Origin of the sequence: Salinibacillus aidingensis (assembly GCF_039522525.1) — a bacterium.
Lineage (GTDB): Bacteria > Bacillota > Bacilli > Bacillales > Alkalibacillaceae > Salinibacillus > Salinibacillus aidingensis.
This window is the reverse complement of record NZ_BAAADO010000001.1, coordinates 168,946-184,230: the sequence shown is the minus strand read 5'-3', so window position 1 is coordinate 184,230 and position 15,285 is coordinate 168,946. Positions and strand designations below refer to the sequence as shown.

General features: G+C 40.7%; 16 protein-coding genes. 15 read left to right on the top strand and 1 reads right to left on the bottom strand.

What is annotated here, in order from left to right:
- Positions 1 to 870, bottom strand: a complete 870-nt coding sequence (locus ABD006_RS01005) for a YitT family protein (RefSeq protein ID WP_343836549.1) — start codon at positions 868 to 870, stop codon at positions 1 to 3.
- 207 nt (positions 871 to 1,077) lie between these two features.
- On the opposite strand from ABD006_RS01005, the gene ABD006_RS01000 reads away from it, so the two are divergent.
- From ABD006_RS01000 to asnS, 15 genes are all read left to right on the top strand, one after another.
- Positions 1,078 to 1,431, top strand: coding sequence for a nucleotide pyrophosphohydrolase (locus ABD006_RS01000; protein WP_343836547.1), 354 nt, complete (start codon positions 1,078 to 1,080; stop codon positions 1,429 to 1,431).
- The gene (gene dapB, locus ABD006_RS00995; protein WP_343836544.1) at positions 1,428 to 2,222 is read left to right on the top strand and encodes a 4-hydroxy-tetrahydrodipicolinate reductase; all 795 of its coding nucleotides are present in this window, start codon (positions 1,428 to 1,430) and stop codon (positions 2,220 to 2,222) included. The genes ABD006_RS01000 and dapB overlap by 4 nt, the downstream gene beginning before the upstream one ends.
- A gap of 12 nt (positions 2,223 to 2,234) precedes the next feature.
- Positions 2,235 to 2,630, top strand: coding sequence for a methylglyoxal synthase (mgsA, locus tag ABD006_RS00990; RefSeq protein WP_343836542.1), 396 nt, complete (start codon positions 2,235 to 2,237; stop codon positions 2,628 to 2,630).
- Positions 2,631 to 2,655: 25 nt separating this feature from the next.
- Positions 2,656 to 3,795, top strand: coding sequence for an N-acetyl-alpha-D-glucosaminyl L-malate synthase BshA (bshA, locus tag ABD006_RS00985; RefSeq protein ID WP_425542165.1), 1,140 nt, complete (start codon positions 2,656 to 2,658; stop codon positions 3,793 to 3,795).
- A gap of 9 nt (positions 3,796 to 3,804) precedes the next feature.
- A complete protein-coding gene (locus tag ABD006_RS00980; RefSeq protein WP_343836538.1) occupies positions 3,805 to 5,010 on the top strand; it encodes a CCA tRNA nucleotidyltransferase in 1,206 nt (401 codons plus the stop codon).
- A complete protein-coding gene (locus tag ABD006_RS00975) occupies positions 4,986 to 5,975 on the top strand; it encodes a biotin--[acetyl-CoA-carboxylase] ligase (protein ID WP_343836536.1) in 990 nt (329 codons plus the stop codon). Before ABD006_RS00980 ends, ABD006_RS00975 begins: the two co-directional genes overlap by 25 nt.
- Positions 5,976 to 6,815 carry a 3-methyl-2-oxobutanoate hydroxymethyltransferase gene (gene panB, locus ABD006_RS00970; protein WP_343836534.1) on the top strand — a complete coding sequence of 280 codons (840 nt, stop codon included), beginning with the start codon at positions 5,976 to 5,978 and terminating at the stop codon, positions 6,813 to 6,815. It begins immediately after the preceding gene.
- Positions 6,812 to 7,681, top strand: coding sequence for a pantoate--beta-alanine ligase (gene panC, locus ABD006_RS00965; RefSeq protein WP_343836532.1), 870 nt, complete (start codon positions 6,812 to 6,814; stop codon positions 7,679 to 7,681). The genes panB and panC overlap by 4 nt, the downstream gene beginning before the upstream one ends.
- A gap of 29 nt (positions 7,682 to 7,710) precedes the next feature.
- A complete protein-coding gene (gene panD / locus ABD006_RS00960; RefSeq protein WP_343836530.1) occupies positions 7,711 to 8,097 on the top strand; it encodes an aspartate 1-decarboxylase in 387 nt (128 codons plus the stop codon).
- A 100-nt stretch (positions 8,098 to 8,197) separates the two neighbouring features.
- On the top strand, positions 8,198 to 10,951 hold the full coding sequence (gene dinG, locus ABD006_RS00955) for an ATP-dependent DNA helicase DinG (protein WP_343836528.1): 2,754 nt from the start codon (positions 8,198 to 8,200) through the stop codon (positions 10,949 to 10,951).
- 57 nt (positions 10,952 to 11,008) lie between these two features.
- Positions 11,009 to 11,806: a ComEC/Rec2 family competence protein gene (locus ABD006_RS00950; RefSeq protein WP_343836526.1), complete on the top strand. Its 798-nt coding sequence runs from the start codon at positions 11,009 to 11,011 to the stop codon at positions 11,804 to 11,806.
- A gap of 289 nt (positions 11,807 to 12,095) precedes the next feature.
- Entirely contained in the window at positions 12,096 to 12,269 is a 174-nt protein-coding gene (locus tag ABD006_RS00945; protein ID WP_343836524.1) for a YpmA family protein, read from the top strand.
- Positions 12,259 to 12,756, top strand: a complete 498-nt coding sequence (locus tag ABD006_RS00940) for a cell wall elongation regulator TseB-like domain-containing protein (RefSeq protein WP_343836522.1) — start codon at positions 12,259 to 12,261, stop codon at positions 12,754 to 12,756. Before ABD006_RS00945 ends, ABD006_RS00940 begins: the two co-directional genes overlap by 11 nt.
- Positions 12,757 to 12,773: 17 nt before the next feature.
- Positions 12,774 to 13,961, top strand: a complete 1,188-nt coding sequence (locus ABD006_RS00935; protein ID WP_343836520.1) for a pyridoxal phosphate-dependent aminotransferase — start codon at positions 12,774 to 12,776, stop codon at positions 13,959 to 13,961.
- Positions 13,962 to 13,976: 15 nt separating this feature from the next.
- Positions 13,977 to 15,272: an asparagine--tRNA ligase gene (gene asnS, locus ABD006_RS00930; RefSeq protein WP_343836518.1), complete on the top strand. Its 1,296-nt coding sequence runs from the start codon at positions 13,977 to 13,979 to the stop codon at positions 15,270 to 15,272.
- Positions 15,273 to 15,285 lie beyond the last annotated feature (13 nt).

Here is a 15,285-nt window from a genome sequence, read left to right as displayed (position 1 = left end):
TTATTCAATCGGATTTTTATCTTCATCAAGGGTAAACCCTTCACCCATAACATCATGAACAGAACTTAAGGCGACAAAAGCGTGAGGATCAATGGAATTAATAATCGTTTTTAACCGGACAATTTCATTTCGGGCAACAACACAATATAAAACATCCCGTTTGGCTCCGGTGTAACTGCCCCGGCCTTCTAATATCGTAACCCCACGATCCATCTCTTTTAAAACTGTATCAGCGATTTGCTGACTGTTTTCAGATATGATGGTCGCTCCTCTTGCTGCATATGCGCCTTCCTGAAGAAAATCAATGACTCGTGCACCAATATAAACGGCTACTAAAGTGTACATTCCTTCGACCGGTTCCAAATACAAAATAATCGATGAAATAATAACAAATGCGTCAAATAGAAACATGGCTCTGCCAATGCTCCACCCAATGTATTTGTTCGCCAGCCGGGCAATAATATCAGAACCGCCTGTAGTGCCTCCATACCGAAAAATGATTCCCAGGCCAACACCCACAAAAATACCGGCAAATAATGCAGCTAACGTCATATCATTTTCAAGGGAAAAGGAAAATGTATAGGTCTGAAAAATCCATAGAAAAACGGAAACAGCAATCGTTCCTATCAGAGTATAAATAAAGGTTAATCTTCCCAGGAGCTTCCATCCTACAATGAAAACAGGTATATTTAACACAATATTCATCACAGCGGGATCCCAGTTAAATAGGTAGTATAACAGGAGGGTAATCCCGGTGAATCCCCCTTCAGCCAAATTATTTTGCATATTAAAATGGACAATACCGAATGAAAAAATAGCTGAACCCAATAAAATGAAGAAAATATTTTTTGCCTTTATACCTTTTATCATGTTGTCACCTCGACTTCTAATATCCACCAGTACTCATTATAAATTGTGCACCATAGCAGAGCAAATTTGTTAAATATTATATATGTGTTTTTTAAAAGAAAGGCGTGGAAACGAGCAAACGATGTCAATAAAGCCAAATAAAAGATTTGTCAAAATTGTCAAGTTTAGCTACCATTAATGTGACCAGTATTTGAAAGAGGGATTTACATGTCAAATATCGAATATACAACGAAGGAAATGCAGAAACGAGTCGACCAGTACATATCTCAATTTAAAGAAGGCTATTTTTCTCCTTTAAGTTTAATGGCAAGACTGACAGAAGAGACAGGAGAACTAGCCAGAGAGATTAACCATTATTATGGAGAAAAACCAAAAAAGAAAACAGAAAAAGAAAATACGGTTGAGGAAGAACTGGGAGATTTACTGTTTGTGCTGGCGTGCTTTGCAAATTCATTAAATATTGATTTAGGCGAATCATTTCATACAGCTATGACAAAATTTGAGACAAGGGATAAAAACAGATGGACTAAAATAAGCCAACAGGACGGTGAACAGGAATGATTAATATTATCGTTGCAGGACCAAGAGGCAAAATGGGAAGTGAAGCCTTACGTTTAATAAAACAAACAGAAAATTATCATTTAGTGGGATGTATTGACCGAAAAAATGAAGGAATGAATGTTAGCGATCTAGAAGGTCTTCCAAATTTAGATGCACCTATCTTTACAGATGCGGAAATTGCTTTTCAGGAAGCGGGTGCAGATGTCCTGATTGATTTGACTTCACCAGAAGCAGGCTACACTCATACACGTTTGGCACTTGAGAATGGCGTACGACCGGTTGTTGGGACAAGCGGTTTTTCAGATGAACAATTGACCGATATTCAGCGCTTAACCGAGCAAAAGGAACTGGGAGCTGTCATTGCTCCAAACTTTGCTGTTGGTGCCGTATTAATGATGCAATTCGCAAAATGGGCAGCAAAATACTTTCCCGATGTTGAAATCATTGAAAAACACCATGATCAGAAATTGGATGCTCCATCAGGGACAGCTGTAAAAACCGCTAAGCTTATTGAGCAGGTAAGAGAGAGCAAAAAGCAGGGGCATCCTGAAGAAAAGGAAACGTTAGCGGGAGCCCGCGGAGCCGATGAAGACGGGATGAAAATACATAGTGTCCGGTTGCCTGGTCTGATTGCTCATCAGGAAGTTATTTTTGGAGGTACTGGCCAAGGGCTGACGATTAAGCATGATTCTTATCATCGACAGTCCTTTATGAGCGGTGTTAAGCTCGCTGTTGATCAGGTCCAAAAGGTAAATGCTTTTGTCTACGGTCTAGAAAATTTATTGGAATAGAGGGGAATCAATTTGAAAATAGCCTTAATTGCCCACGATAAAAAGAAGAAAGAGCTTGTGAATTTTGTATTAGCATACAAGTCTATATTTTCAGGACATCAATTATATGCTACGGGAACGACGGGGGAGCAGGTAATAGACAAGGTTGGTGTACCTGTGCACCGGTTCCAGTCTGGCCCGCTAGGGGGAGATCAGCAGATTGGAGCGATGATTGCTGAGAACGAAATGGATATAGTCATTTTCTTCAGAGATCCTTTAACTGCTCAGCCTCATGAACCGGATGTAAGTGCATTGTTGCGGCTTTGTGATGTATACAAAATCCCTTTAGCAACCAATCTTGCAGCAGCAGAGGTTATGATTCACGGGATTGAACGCGGTGATTTTCAATGGCGTGAAATCGTAAAGTAAACAGGTTAAGACAGCGTTAGTTAGGGTGAGGAAAATCGGATTAAGAATAGGTATTACCTGCTATCCTTCTGTCGGAGGATCAGGAGTAATCGCAACAGAACTGGGTAAATTACTGGCTGAAAAAGGGCATCAGATTCATTTTATTTCTTCTAATATGCCGTTTCGTTTAACAAAGCTGTATTCAAATATTTATTTTCATGAAGTGGAAGTAAGTAATTATCCTGTCTTTCAGCATCCACCTTACGATTTAGCATTGGCCAGTAAGATGGCGGATGTGATTGACCAGGAGCAGCTTGATATTTTACATGTTCATTACGCGGTTCCTCATGCTGTCTGTGCTATTTTAGCAAAGCAAATGGCAAAGCGTGATGTAAAAATTGTAACGACGCTTCATGGAACTGATATTACCGTATTAGGTGTGGACTTAAGCCTGAAAAATATCATACGTTATGGAATTGAGGAATCAGATTGTGTAACAACCGTATCAAATAGTTTAAAGAAGCAAACAGAGGATTTGGTTGGTGTCAGGAAGCATATGAATGTCATTTACAATTTTGTCGATGAACGGGACTACAAGAGGGATCAAAGTCATGAACTGAAGGAGAATCTTGGCATAAAGGAATATGAAAAAGTAGTTATCCATATTTCTAATTTTCGTAAGGTGAAAAGAGTCCCGGATGTCATTCGTGTGTTCGCCAATATCGTTGACAAAATGCCGGCCAGACTTTTATTAGTGGGAGATGGACCCGAATATATCGCTGTTCGGGAATTAGTAAGGGAATTAGGGATTGAAGAAAATGTACTGTTTTTAGGGAAACAGGAAAATGTGTCAGAATTATTTTCGATTGCCGACCTTAAATTGCTGCTTTCAGAAAAGGAAAGCTTTGGACTGGTCCTTTTAGAGGCAATGGCAGGTGGCGTACCATGTATCGGAACAAATATTGGCGGGATACCGGAAGTGATTCAGAATCAGGAAACGGGGTATGTATGCTCTGTTCAGGATATTGATACCATTAGCAGTAAAGCTGTTAAACTTTTATCAGATGAGGATTTGTGGAAGCAGTTTTCAAATGCAGCCAAGCAACGGGTACATCGTGAATTTGCCTCTGAACGTATTGTACAGCAATATGAACAGCTCTACGAATCTCTCTTAGCTGAAGGATGATGAATAGATATGAAACCAGAATTTAAAGAAGCCATCCCTGTATTAGAGAAGCTAGAAGAACATGGGTTTCATGCCTTTTTTGTAGGAGGATCGGTTCGCGATAGTTTATTAAACCGGACCATAGATGATGTGGACATTGCATCAAATGCAACCCCTGAACAAGTACAGAAGATATTTGATAAGACGATACCAATTGGGATCGAGCACGGTACGATCATGATCAGATATAATCATATTTCGTATGAAGTGACGACCTTTCGTACGGAAAGTGATTACACAGATTTTCGTCATCCTGAAAGCGTTGAGTTTGTGAAGGATATTCACGAGGATTTGTCCAGACGGGATTTTACCATGAACGCGATCGCCATGAATAAAGATGGCACGCTTATTGACCCATATGAAGGCCAGATGCACATTAATGAAAAAAGGATTGAAACGGTTCGCAATGCCGATGAACGTTTTCAGGAGGATCCGCTCCGAATGATGAGAGCTCTGCGCTTTGTAAGTCAATTAGGCTTCCATTTAGGAAAAGAGGCTGAAGACGCCATTGTCCGGAACCATCATTTACTGGAAAAGATTGCGGTTGAGCGCATTGCAGCAGAAATGGAAAAACTCTGGAAGGCCCCGTATATTCTAAAGGCACTGACCATTCTTTATGAGACTGGTATTTGGCAGTCCTTACCTGTTTTTAAACAGCATCATACACTTATTCAAAAGAGCCTGAATCACATTCCATCTCCCTTATACAGCTTAGCAGAGGCGATTGCCTGTATGCATCTGTTTTATCCAAATGTATCCATCGATGACTGGTGTAAAAGGTGGAAGCTGTCAAAAGCGATTAAACATCGATCGTATGACTTGATCAATGGTTATCAGCTTTACAGAGTTCAGGGACTAACACCGGAAACCTTATATCGTTTAAAGCCGGAACTGTTTGAAGAATTTGTACATCTGGTAACCGTTTTAACTGGAAATTCCCAACTAACGGTAAAAGAAGTTGAACGAGCCTATCAGCAATTGCCGATTAAAAACCGGAATGATCTGAATATCAATGGTCATGAGATTATAAGGCTGTATCCTGACCGCAATCCAGGACCTTGGGTGCGTGAATGGCTGGATCAGATTGAAAAACAGGTCATAAATGGGGAATTGCAAAATGAAAAACAAACCATAATGGAATGGGTGGAACAATGGAATCGACGAGAAAGAAACTGATTACCCTGCTGGCAAATGCAAAGGACTCCTTTGTATCAGGTCAGCGACTGTCGGAGGAACTTCATATTTCCCGTGCTGCCATCTGGAAACACATGAAAGCATTGGAGCAGGAAGGCTATCAAATAGAAGGGGTTTCCAGAAAGGGGTATCGGATTGTATCCTTTCCTGACAAGATGAGCATTAATACGATTCAATGGGATTTACATACAAAATGGCTGGGTCAGGAGATGTACTATAAGAATCAGGTAGATTCTACTCAAACGATTGCTCATCAGTTGGCAAGAGAAGGGGCCGATCATGGGACGGTTGTAGTAGCTGATGAACAATTAAAAGGACGGGGAAGACTTCATCGCCCCTGGGATTCGCAAAAAGGCAAGGGCATCTGGATGAGTTTGATTTTAAGACCTGATATTGAACCTCAGCGTGCCCCACAGTTAACCTTAGCCAGTGCTGTATCTATTACTCGAATGCTTGAAAAGGTTTGTCAGGCAGAAGCCAAGATTAAGTGGCCAAACGACATTTTTCTAAATGATAGGAAGCTTGCCGGTATTCTAACAGAAATGCAGGCTGAACAGGATCTGATTGAGTATGTCATCATCGGTATGGGGATAAATGTGAATCAGGTTCAGGAGGATATTCCGCTTTCCTTACAAGATATCGCAACGTCTGTGAAAATAGAAACCGGCTCGTCGTTTCAAAGAGAGGCCTTAATTCAGGACGTTTTGAAAGAAATAGAGACTGTCTATGATCAATTCATGGAAGAAGGCTTTTCTGCTGTTAAACCTTATTGGGAAAAGGCTGCCTATCGAATAGGTGAGACGGTTACAGTAAAAACGCGGAATCTTAAGTGGGATGCTGTTTTAGTTGGAATACAGGAAGACGGTGCACTTATCGTTGAGGATCAATCAGGAAAGCGTGAAATACTTTATTCAGCTGAAATTGATTGGAAACGGGGGATAAAATAGATGAAAACACGGGCAAAGCTGCAAAAAATGAAGGAAAGTAATGATAAAATTACAATGATCACAGCCTATGACTACCCATCGGCGAAGTTATCGGAGGAATCCGGGGTCGACACGATTTTAGTGGGTGACTCTGTAGCCAATGTAGTGCTTGGCTATGACTCCACAATTCCGGTTACGCTGGACGATATGATTCATCATGGAAAGGCTGTAAAACGTGGTGCTGGTGATACGTTTACTGTAGTTGATATGCCGTTTATGTCGTATCATATTTCCCGAGAAGATACGATGAAAAATGCCAAGCGATTGTTTCAGGAAACAGGCGCACAGGCATTAAAGCTTGAAGGGGCCGGAGAGGTTTTAGAGAGTATCCGTTTGCTGACCCAAGCAGGTATTCCTGTCGTTGGACACTTAGGCCTGACTCCTCAGACAGTAAATGTTATTGGAGGATACCGGATACAGGGGAAAAATAAAAAGGATGCCGAGGAATTAATCGAAAATGCTAAAAGGGTAGAAGAATCAGGGGCGATGGCATTGGTTCTTGAATGCGTACCTGAACCTCTGGCTAATCTTATTACAGAAACAGTTTCTATTCCTACTATTGGAATTGGAGCAGGCAAGCACTGCGACGGACAGGTGCTTGTTTACCATGACATTTTAAAATACGGGGTAGATCGTCTGCCTAAGTTTGTAAAACCGTATGGAAATGTAAATGACCTGATTCATTCATCGATTGAGCAATATGTAAATGAAGTTAAAGAGGATATTTTCCCATCAAAAGAGTATGCTTATGATATGGATGAAGAGGAAATCCCTTCTCTTTATGGAGGAAAAGGTAAATGAAAGTGATACGTAAAGTAAAAGAAATGCAGCAGCTTGCCTTGGACTTAAAAAAGGAAAACAAATCCATTGGTTTTGTCCCAACAATGGGTTATTTGCATGAAGGCCACAGAAAATTGCTTAATGCTGCGAGAAAAGAAAATGATATTCTTGTTACCAGTATATTTGTAAATCCCCTGCAATTTGGTCCAAATGAAGATTATGAACGCTATCCCCGTGATGAGGAACATGATGAACAAGTCGCTCAGGAGGAAAATGCGGATGTAGTCTTTATCCCGTCTGTAGATGAAATGTATCCCGTTCCCATGTCACTAAGTTTAACGATGCAGAACAGGGTGAATGTTTTATGCGGCCAATCCCGTGAAGGTCATTTTGATGGGGTTGTTACGGTTTTAGCAAAGTTATTCCATATTATACTTCCGGACCGGGCGTATTTTGGGCTCAAAGATGCTCAGCAGTTTGCGGTGGTTGACGCTTTGGTGGAGGATTTTAATTTTCCGGTAAAATTACGCGGAATCCCTACAGTGAGAGAAGAAAGCGGTCTTGCTAAAAGCAGCCGGAATGTTTATTTGTCAGAAGAAGAACACAGACAGGCAATCAATATTTATAAGGCTCTGAAAAAGGGACAGGACTTAATAAAAAATGGAGTCAGACAAAAGGATAGGATTGTAAAGGAAGTTTCCCAGTTCATAAAATCGCATACTCATGGTAAAATTGATTACGTTGATTTATTAACCTATCCAAAGTTAGAGCATACGGACACCGTTGATCAGCGTGTTATTCTTGCGACGGCCGTCTATTTTAAGAAGGCGCGTTTAATTGACAACCTGATTTTTGAGGAAAACGGCGAACTTAGTTTTACCGAATAAATGAATAAGGGTTTAGGGGGAAATAAACCATGTTTCGCACCATGATGAATGCGAAGATCCATCGTGCACGTGTGACTGAAGCCAACCTGAATTATGTTGGAAGTGTAACGATTGATCAGGATATTTTAGATAAAGTGGGCATCTTACCACATGAAAAAGTGCAAATTGTAAATAACAATAATGGAGCCAGAATTGAGACCTATGTTATCTCCGGCGAACGAGGAAGTGGTGTCATGTGTTTAAACGGTGCTGCAGCCAGACAGTTTCAAGAAGATGATGTCATTATAATTATTTCATATGCTGTTCTTTCCGAAAGTGAACTTGCTGAACATCAGCCAGTGATTGCACTTATGAACGAAAATAATGAAATTGACGAAATCATTCATGCAGAACCACCTTTAACAAGTATCAAGTAGGTGTTCACATAGCAATTCCCTGGAGCTCCCGCGGTTGTGGGGGCCATTTTTATAAAATACCCCTTAAATTGGATGGTATACATAGTAAGAAGGTGACTTCATGAAGAAATTTGCAGTGGTTGATTTAGAAACGACAGGGCAAAACCCGACAAAGGGTGACCAGATTATCGAAGTAGGAATTGTTGTGGTAGAAGATGGGATGATCACACAGCAATTTGGGACCTACGTAAAACCTGATCAGGAAATTCCATTATTTATATCTCATTTAACGGGGATTACGGATGAACAGGTTCAGTCCGCGCCTCTGTTTTCCGAAATTGCGGAAGATATTATAGAATTATGTTCTGATGCATATTTTGTTGCCCATCATGTACAGTTTGATCTCGGTTTTTTAAACGAAGCATTAATGGATGCCGGTTTTTCTCCGATTAGGGAAAAAGTGATCGATACCGTGGAGTTTGCCCGTATATTTGCACCAAGAGCTACAGGATATAAGCTATCTCAGCTGGCAGAAGATTTAAATGTCCAGCATCAGCAGCCTCATCGAGCTCTTTCAGATGCGTATGTAACGGCAAAGATACTCCTTAACCTCCTGGATAAAGCCCGCCGTCTTCCGGTCGAAACAGTGGAAAAGCTGTTGGATCTGGAACCGAAATTAAATAGTGATTTCCATGCCTTATTCACCCAGTGGATTGACGATAAGAAATATACACTGGAGGAGACGAATCCGTCTATAGAGGTTTACCGGGGGCTGGGCATAAAAAAGCAGGAGAAACCTGTGCGGGAAAGTCATGACTGGGATACCTCATTTGGAGAATTCATTGAGGAAGTATTTGCATCGGATGGCAACCTTCAACAAGCATTGAAGGGGTACGAAACAAGAGAAGGACAAAGGGAGATGGCAGAGTTTCTCTTTGATTCATTTCAGGGGGAGAAGCATGCGTTCGTTGAGGCCGAAACCGGAACAGGAAAAACTTTGGCTTATCTGCTTCCGGGGCTTTACTATGCCTTGCAGCATAATGAACGGATTGTGATCAGTACCTATACAACACAGCTTCAGTCGCAGCTTTTAGATCAGGAAATTCCTTTGCTTAAAAGCCTGTTTCCTGTTTCTTTTGATGCAGTGATTGTGAAAGGGAAAAGTCATTATTTAAGCCTGAAAAAGTTCGAACAGGAACTGGAAAAACCCCCTTGGGATGATAATTATGATGTGATTTTAACGAAAGCCCTTCTTTTAGTCTGGATAACGGAAACAGATTCTGGAGATGTTGATGAATTGCATCTGCCTTCCAGTGGCCGGATATTCTGGCGGCGGGTAAATGCAGAGGCTGAACGGACACTTGATCCGAAATCCCCCTGGTTTTCCCGTACGTATTATCAACGTATTAGAAGACGGGCACAGAAAGCGCATCTCATTATCACCAACCATGCTTTGTTGTGTACAGATATGGTCCATGACTATGAGTTCCTGCCTTCCTATCAATATGCTATCGTTGATGAAGGGCATCATTTGGACCGGACCGCTTCAAGGCATTTTGGGATGAAGGTGGATTATGTTTCCATTCAATATCTGTTAAATGAGCTGGAGGAAATTCTGACGGATAACCAATCCCTGGAAGAAATAGCGGAAGCGAAGGAACATGCTGATTACTTGTTTCGCTATCTGTTCGATTTCGTACAGAACCAAAAGGGGAATCGTTCATCCTATAATGACATTGGTCGTATACAAACTTTATTTAATCGACAAGACATGGAAGAGGATACCGTCGTATTCCTGGGGGATTTAGCGTCCAGATTTATCTTCAGTCTGAAGGATCTGTCCGTAAGACTTGATCACAACAAAGAATCCATTCAAACGGATGAATCCATGAATCAGGAAGAAGATGAAGAAGAAATCAATAGAAAGATTGAACAAGTCGATGCCCTCATTCAGAATTTACATCTGTTTTTATATGAAGAAGAAACGTCGATGATTAAATGGATAGAAATTGAAGCAAAGGGAGCACGAAATGCAGTCTACTTATATTGTGAGCCGATTGAAACGGGTTCATTATTAAAACAGCAATTTTATCAGCAAAAAAAGAGTGTTGTGCTGACTAGTGCGACACTTACAATCCGTAATTCCTTTAGCTATATTTTGACTAGAAATGGTCTGGAAGAGGACGAGGTATTTACAAAAAAAATTCCTTCTCCCTTTTCCTATGAGGATCAGGTTCAATTACTGGTTCCTAATGATCTGCCACAAATCAATAAAGATAAAGAAGAAGACTTTTTATCTGCCATTAGCTACAATATTTACGAATTGGCCCAAATAACAGAAGGACGAATGCTTGTTTTATTCACGTCCTACCAAATGCTGCGAAAAACTCATGAAATGCTTAAAGGCTTCTTTGATCAGGATGATTTTATGATTATCAGTCAGGGAATTTCCAGTGGAAGTCGGTCAAGGCTTCAGAAAAATTTTCAGTCCTTTAATCGAGCCATCTTACTTGGAACAAGCTCCTTCTGGGAGGGTATCGATATACCCGGTGAAGACCTATCCTCTGTAGTGATTGTCAGGCTGCCGTTTGAACCCCCTGGTCATCCGGTTTATCATGCAAAGGCAGAAGCCCTGAGAGAGGAAGGAAAAAACCCTTTTATGCAGCTGGCCCTGCCAAATGCCGTTATCCGTTTTAAGCAGGGATTTGGCCGCTTAATTCGCTCAAGTAAGGATAGAGGTATTGTGTTTGTCTGTGATGGCCGTTTAATGAAAGCAAAATATGGCAAATACTTTATTGAGTCCATTCCACAGGCGTCTCTTTTATATGATGATGCACACTCTTTATTAGACCAGGCACGAAAATGGTTTTCATAAGTTATGGAATAGTTACACATTCTATTCTTGGATACTGATGATGGGATGTGAGATGTAATGAACATATGGAAAAGGGTCGTTATTTTTTGTCTGGCAATTGTAATAGCAGGATTATCAGCCTATCCTGCAGAGGCTCTTGAGCGTACCCTGTCTGAAGATGAAGTAAAGTTTACCTTTTTTCATCTTACTGATGGGGAATCACTTCTCATTACAACTGGCAGGGATAAACGAATTCTTATTAATACAGGATCTAAGGATAGCGAAGAGGACCTTGTCGGGCAGTTGGAGGAGCTGGAAGTACGGCAAATTGATTACTTAGTACTAACCAATAAAAATGAAACAGCGTGCGGCAATGCAGATGTTATTATTGACAAGTACCATGTAAAAAAGATTGCAAGTTCGAATTATCAGCCCTGTGTTAATATTCAGACGGAAGATATCAGTACTGTTAAATGGGAGCATGGGGAGACTTATGAGCCAAGTACAGGTCTGAGGTTTAAAGTTTTAAAGGTTAATCCCAATTCTCAAAACATGTCATTGTATATCACATTTGGCAAAAACTCCATGGTTTTTATGTCAGAAGCAAATCAGGCGATTGAAGATATCTTAAAGGATTTGCCTATTCAGACGGAGATTATCAAGATTCCCGATTATGCTGAAAAAAACTTTCCGACAGGTGAGCTGTTAGACCAGCTTGATCCTCATATAGCGATTATTTATGACCTGAAGGATAAAAAACTGCATGCAGGACTTGTCGAACGGCTGACAGAGCTGTGGATTGATGTTTATCATTTGAAAAGGGTAGGTACGGTTCAAATTATCTTCACCCCATCAGATTACGAATTTGTCCGTTAAAACAAAGGCGGAAGCGCCTTAAGCCAAAAAAATCGTGTTAACGATTTCGTTAACACGATCTCATTGTTTCTTTTCGATGAAAACTTGAGCAGGTGCAAGCAGCATTTTGGTATGGGTTAGGAAAATTTTAATCGGAATTATTGATTTAACTATTTAGCGACTGAAATTTATTGTTATAATATATAACGAAGTAACCTTTCAGACATCCATTAGTTTGGGATTCATTGCTTGATGATATACGGTGCAAAAATTTCTATGTATGGCTTCTGAATGGTTAAGGAGGTACTCTATGACCCAGTCAGGCCCTGAGACACTCACTACATTACGTGTTTCAAAAACAGATAACCTTTACAAGATTGTGGATTGTTTAAATCGTACACTAAAAGAAAAGGATTTAATGTTTGGATTAGCGTTGGACCAGGAAGATGAAAAGACAGCAATCTTCACCATTTATGAGACATAGGTGGTTTCGCCTCGTTGCCCTTATTTTTTTCATCCTTTTCTTAATCGTTGCCGGATCCTTTATCTACGTGTATAGTACGGCAATGGAGGGTAAAGAAGCGACATTTGAACAATCCAGACAACAGGCGCTACAGGAAACGCCTTTAGAAGAAATCGAGAGTATAGTGCGATATAATGGGGAAAAGGCCTATGATGTTGCCGTGGGACTTTCAGAAGACGAAACAAAAGGAATGGCGTTTGTTCCTGTTGAGAAAGATGAGGAAATTACATATGTGCAAGAAAACGACGGAATAAGTAAAGAAAAAATAACCTCAATCTGGAAGGAACAGTGCCAGGACTGTACAATGCAAAGTATCACTCCAGGTATTGAGAATGGAAATGTAATCTGGGAAATCACATATAAAAACAATGACAATCAATACGTATTTGAAACGTACTTGTTTGAAAATGGAGATTTGTACGAACAAGTGAAGCTAAGTAAAAAATAAGAGGAGGAATCCACTTAATGGAATTGGCAGAACGTGTACAAAGCTTAACGCCTTCAAGTACTTTGGCGATCACAGCAAAAGCAAAGGCACTGAAAAAAGAAGGCCATGATGTGATCGGTTTAGCAGCTGGTGAACCGGATTTTAATACGCCGGAACATATTATACAAGCGGCGAAAAAAGCCATGGATGAAGGAAAAACAAAATATACGCCTTCCGGAGGTCTCCCGGAATTAAAGCAGCAGATTCAGAAAAAATTCAAACGTGATCAGAATCTTGAATATCGTGAAAATGAATTGATTGTAACGATTGGGGCCAAACACGCGTTATTCACTTTGTTTCAGGTATTACTTAATCCTGGTGATGAGGTGATCGTTCCAACACCGTATTGGGTAAGTTATCCTGAACAGATAAAGCTCGCACAGGGAAAACCTGTGTTTGTTGAAGCTCAGGAAGACAATGAGTTTAAATTAACTCCGGAGCAGGTGGAACAAGCGATTACCGATAGAACCAAAGCAATTATTATTAATTCTCCAAGTAATCCAACAGGTGTCATATATTCCAGAGAAGAGTTACAGGCAATAGGAGATGTGTGCCTAAAACATAATATAACCATTGTTTCAGATGAAATATACGAAAAGTTAATATATGGCGAGCATCACCACATTTCCATTGCGCAGCTGTCGGATAAACTTAAAGAATCAACCGTTATTATTAATGGGGTTTCCAAGTCCCATTCCATGACAGGCTGGAGAATTGGATATGCAGCCGGGAATGAAACGATCATCAAAGCGATGACAAACCTGGCTTCCCATTCCACCTCCAACCCTACGTCTATTTCGCAGTATGGAGCACTTGCAGCTTATTCCGCTTCTGAAGAGGAAGTAAATAAGATGAAAGAAGCATTCGGAGAGAGATTGGAAAAACTGTATCAGTGGGTAACCGATTTACCAGGTGTCAGCTGTGTAAAACCTAAAGGCGCCTTTTATCTGTTTCCAAATGTCAAAGAGGCCGCAGCAGCCTGTGGTTATGATGAAGTTTTTGACTGGGTGGAAGCCCTTCTTGAAGAGGAGAAGGTTGCATTAGTTCCGGGATCCGGTTTCGGTGCACCTGAAAATGTTCGTTTATCCTATGCAACCTCTTTAGATCAGCTTGAAGAAGCAGCTAAACGTATCAAACGTTTTATCGAAAAACATCAAACCGTTTAAATAGGAGGAAGCGTCATGAAGACGACAATCAATCAAGTATATAAACATGTAGGAGAAGAAGTAACGATTGGAGCCTGGCTTGCCAATAAGCGCTCCAGTGGAAAAATTGCCTTTTTACAGCTTCGTGATGGGACAGGTTTTATTCAGGGAGTTGTAGTTAAATCTGATGTAGAAGAAGAGGTTTTTGATTTAGCTAAGAAGCAGCTGACACAGGAGTCTTCGTTGTATGTAACAGGTACAATTGTTGAGGATTCCCGATCTCCACTTGGCTATGAAATTCAAGTGAGTGGTATTGAACTTATCCATGAAGCCGTAGATTATCCGATTACACCGAAAAATCATGGCACAGAATTCCTGATGGATCACCGCCATTTATGGTTACGGTCCAAGAAACAGCATGCGATTATGAAAGTCAGGAATGAAATTATTCGGGCCACTTATGAGTTTTATAATCAGCAGGGCTTTGTGAAAGTGGATCCACCTATCTTAACAGGGGCGTCTGCAGAAGGCACAACAGAATTGTTCCATACAAAATACTTTGATGAGGATGCTTATTTATCCCAAAGTGGACAGCTTTATATGGAGGCTGCGGCCATGGCACTTGGAAAGGTATTTTCCTTTGGTCCTACCTTCCGTGCCGAAAAATCAAAAACACGCAGACATCTGATTGAATTCTGGATGATTGAGCCGGAAATGGCATTTATGAAGCATGAGGAAAGCCTGGAGCTGCAGGAACAGTATGTCACTCATATTGTTCAATCCGTATTGGAAAACTGTAAGCTTGAATTACAGGCACTTGAACGAGATGTTTCAAAGCTTGAAAATATTCAAGCCCCATTTCCGCGAATTACATATGATGATGCGTTGAAATTTTTGAAGGAACAGGGATTTGATGACGTTGAATGGGGCGATGATTTCGGAGCACCTCACGAAACAGCCATTGCCGAAAGTTTTGATAAACCAGTCTTTATCACTCATTATCCTACCAAGCTGAAAGCCTTTTATATGCAGCCGGATCCAGACAATCCTGATGTCGTATTATGTGCAGATTTAATTGCTCCTGAAGGATATGGGGAAATTATCGGTGGATCCGAGCGTATAGATGATTTGGATTTAATGGAGCAGCGTTACAAGGAGCATGGACTTACAGGTCCCGCTTATGAATGGTATCTGGAGTTAAGAAAATATGGAAGTGTTCCTCACTCGGGCTTTGGTTTGGGATTAGAGCGTACGGTAGCCTGGATTGCAGGAATCGAGCATGTACGTGAAACGATTCCGTTCCCACGTCTGTTAAATCGTTTGTATCCATGATGTCTGTAAAAAA

Bases quoted from the DNA above. Each gene is read 5' to 3' on its own strand.
- ABD006_RS00940 (WP_343836522.1), top strand. From the start codon at position 12,259: ATGAGACATAGGTGGTTTCGCCTCGTTGCCCTTATTTTTTTCATCCTT.
- ABD006_RS00980 (WP_343836538.1), top strand. From the start codon at position 3,805: ATGAAACCAGAATTTAAAGAAGCCATCCCTGTATTAGAGAAGCTAGAA.
- ABD006_RS00950 (WP_343836526.1), top strand. From the start codon at position 11,009: ATGAACATATGGAAAAGGGTCGTTATTTTTTGTCTGGCAATTGTAATA.
- dapB (WP_343836544.1), top strand. From the start codon at position 1,428: ATGATTAATATTATCGTTGCAGGACCAAGAGGCAAAATGGGAAGTGAA.
- asnS (WP_343836518.1), top strand. From the start codon at position 13,977: ATGAAGACGACAATCAATCAAGTATATAAACATGTAGGAGAAGAAGTA.
- ABD006_RS01005 (WP_343836549.1), bottom strand. From the start codon at position 870: ATGATAAAAGGTATAAAGGCAAAAAATATTTTCTTCATTTTATTGGGT.
- ABD006_RS00945 (WP_343836524.1), top strand. From the start codon at position 12,096: ATGACCCAGTCAGGCCCTGAGACACTCACTACATTACGTGTTTCAAAA.
- ABD006_RS00975 (WP_343836536.1), top strand. From the start codon at position 4,986: ATGGAATCGACGAGAAAGAAACTGATTACCCTGCTGGCAAATGCAAAG.
- ABD006_RS00935 (WP_343836520.1), top strand. From the start codon at position 12,774: ATGGAATTGGCAGAACGTGTACAAAGCTTAACGCCTTCAAGTACTTTG.
- panD (WP_343836530.1), top strand. From the start codon at position 7,711: ATGTTTCGCACCATGATGAATGCGAAGATCCATCGTGCACGTGTGACT.
- ABD006_RS01000 (WP_343836547.1), top strand. From the start codon at position 1,078: ATGTCAAATATCGAATATACAACGAAGGAAATGCAGAAACGAGTCGAC.
- panC (WP_343836532.1), top strand. From the start codon at position 6,812: ATGAAAGTGATACGTAAAGTAAAAGAAATGCAGCAGCTTGCCTTGGAC.
- panB (WP_343836534.1), top strand. From the start codon at position 5,976: ATGAAAACACGGGCAAAGCTGCAAAAAATGAAGGAAAGTAATGATAAA.
- dinG (WP_343836528.1), top strand. From the start codon at position 8,198: ATGAAGAAATTTGCAGTGGTTGATTTAGAAACGACAGGGCAAAACCCG.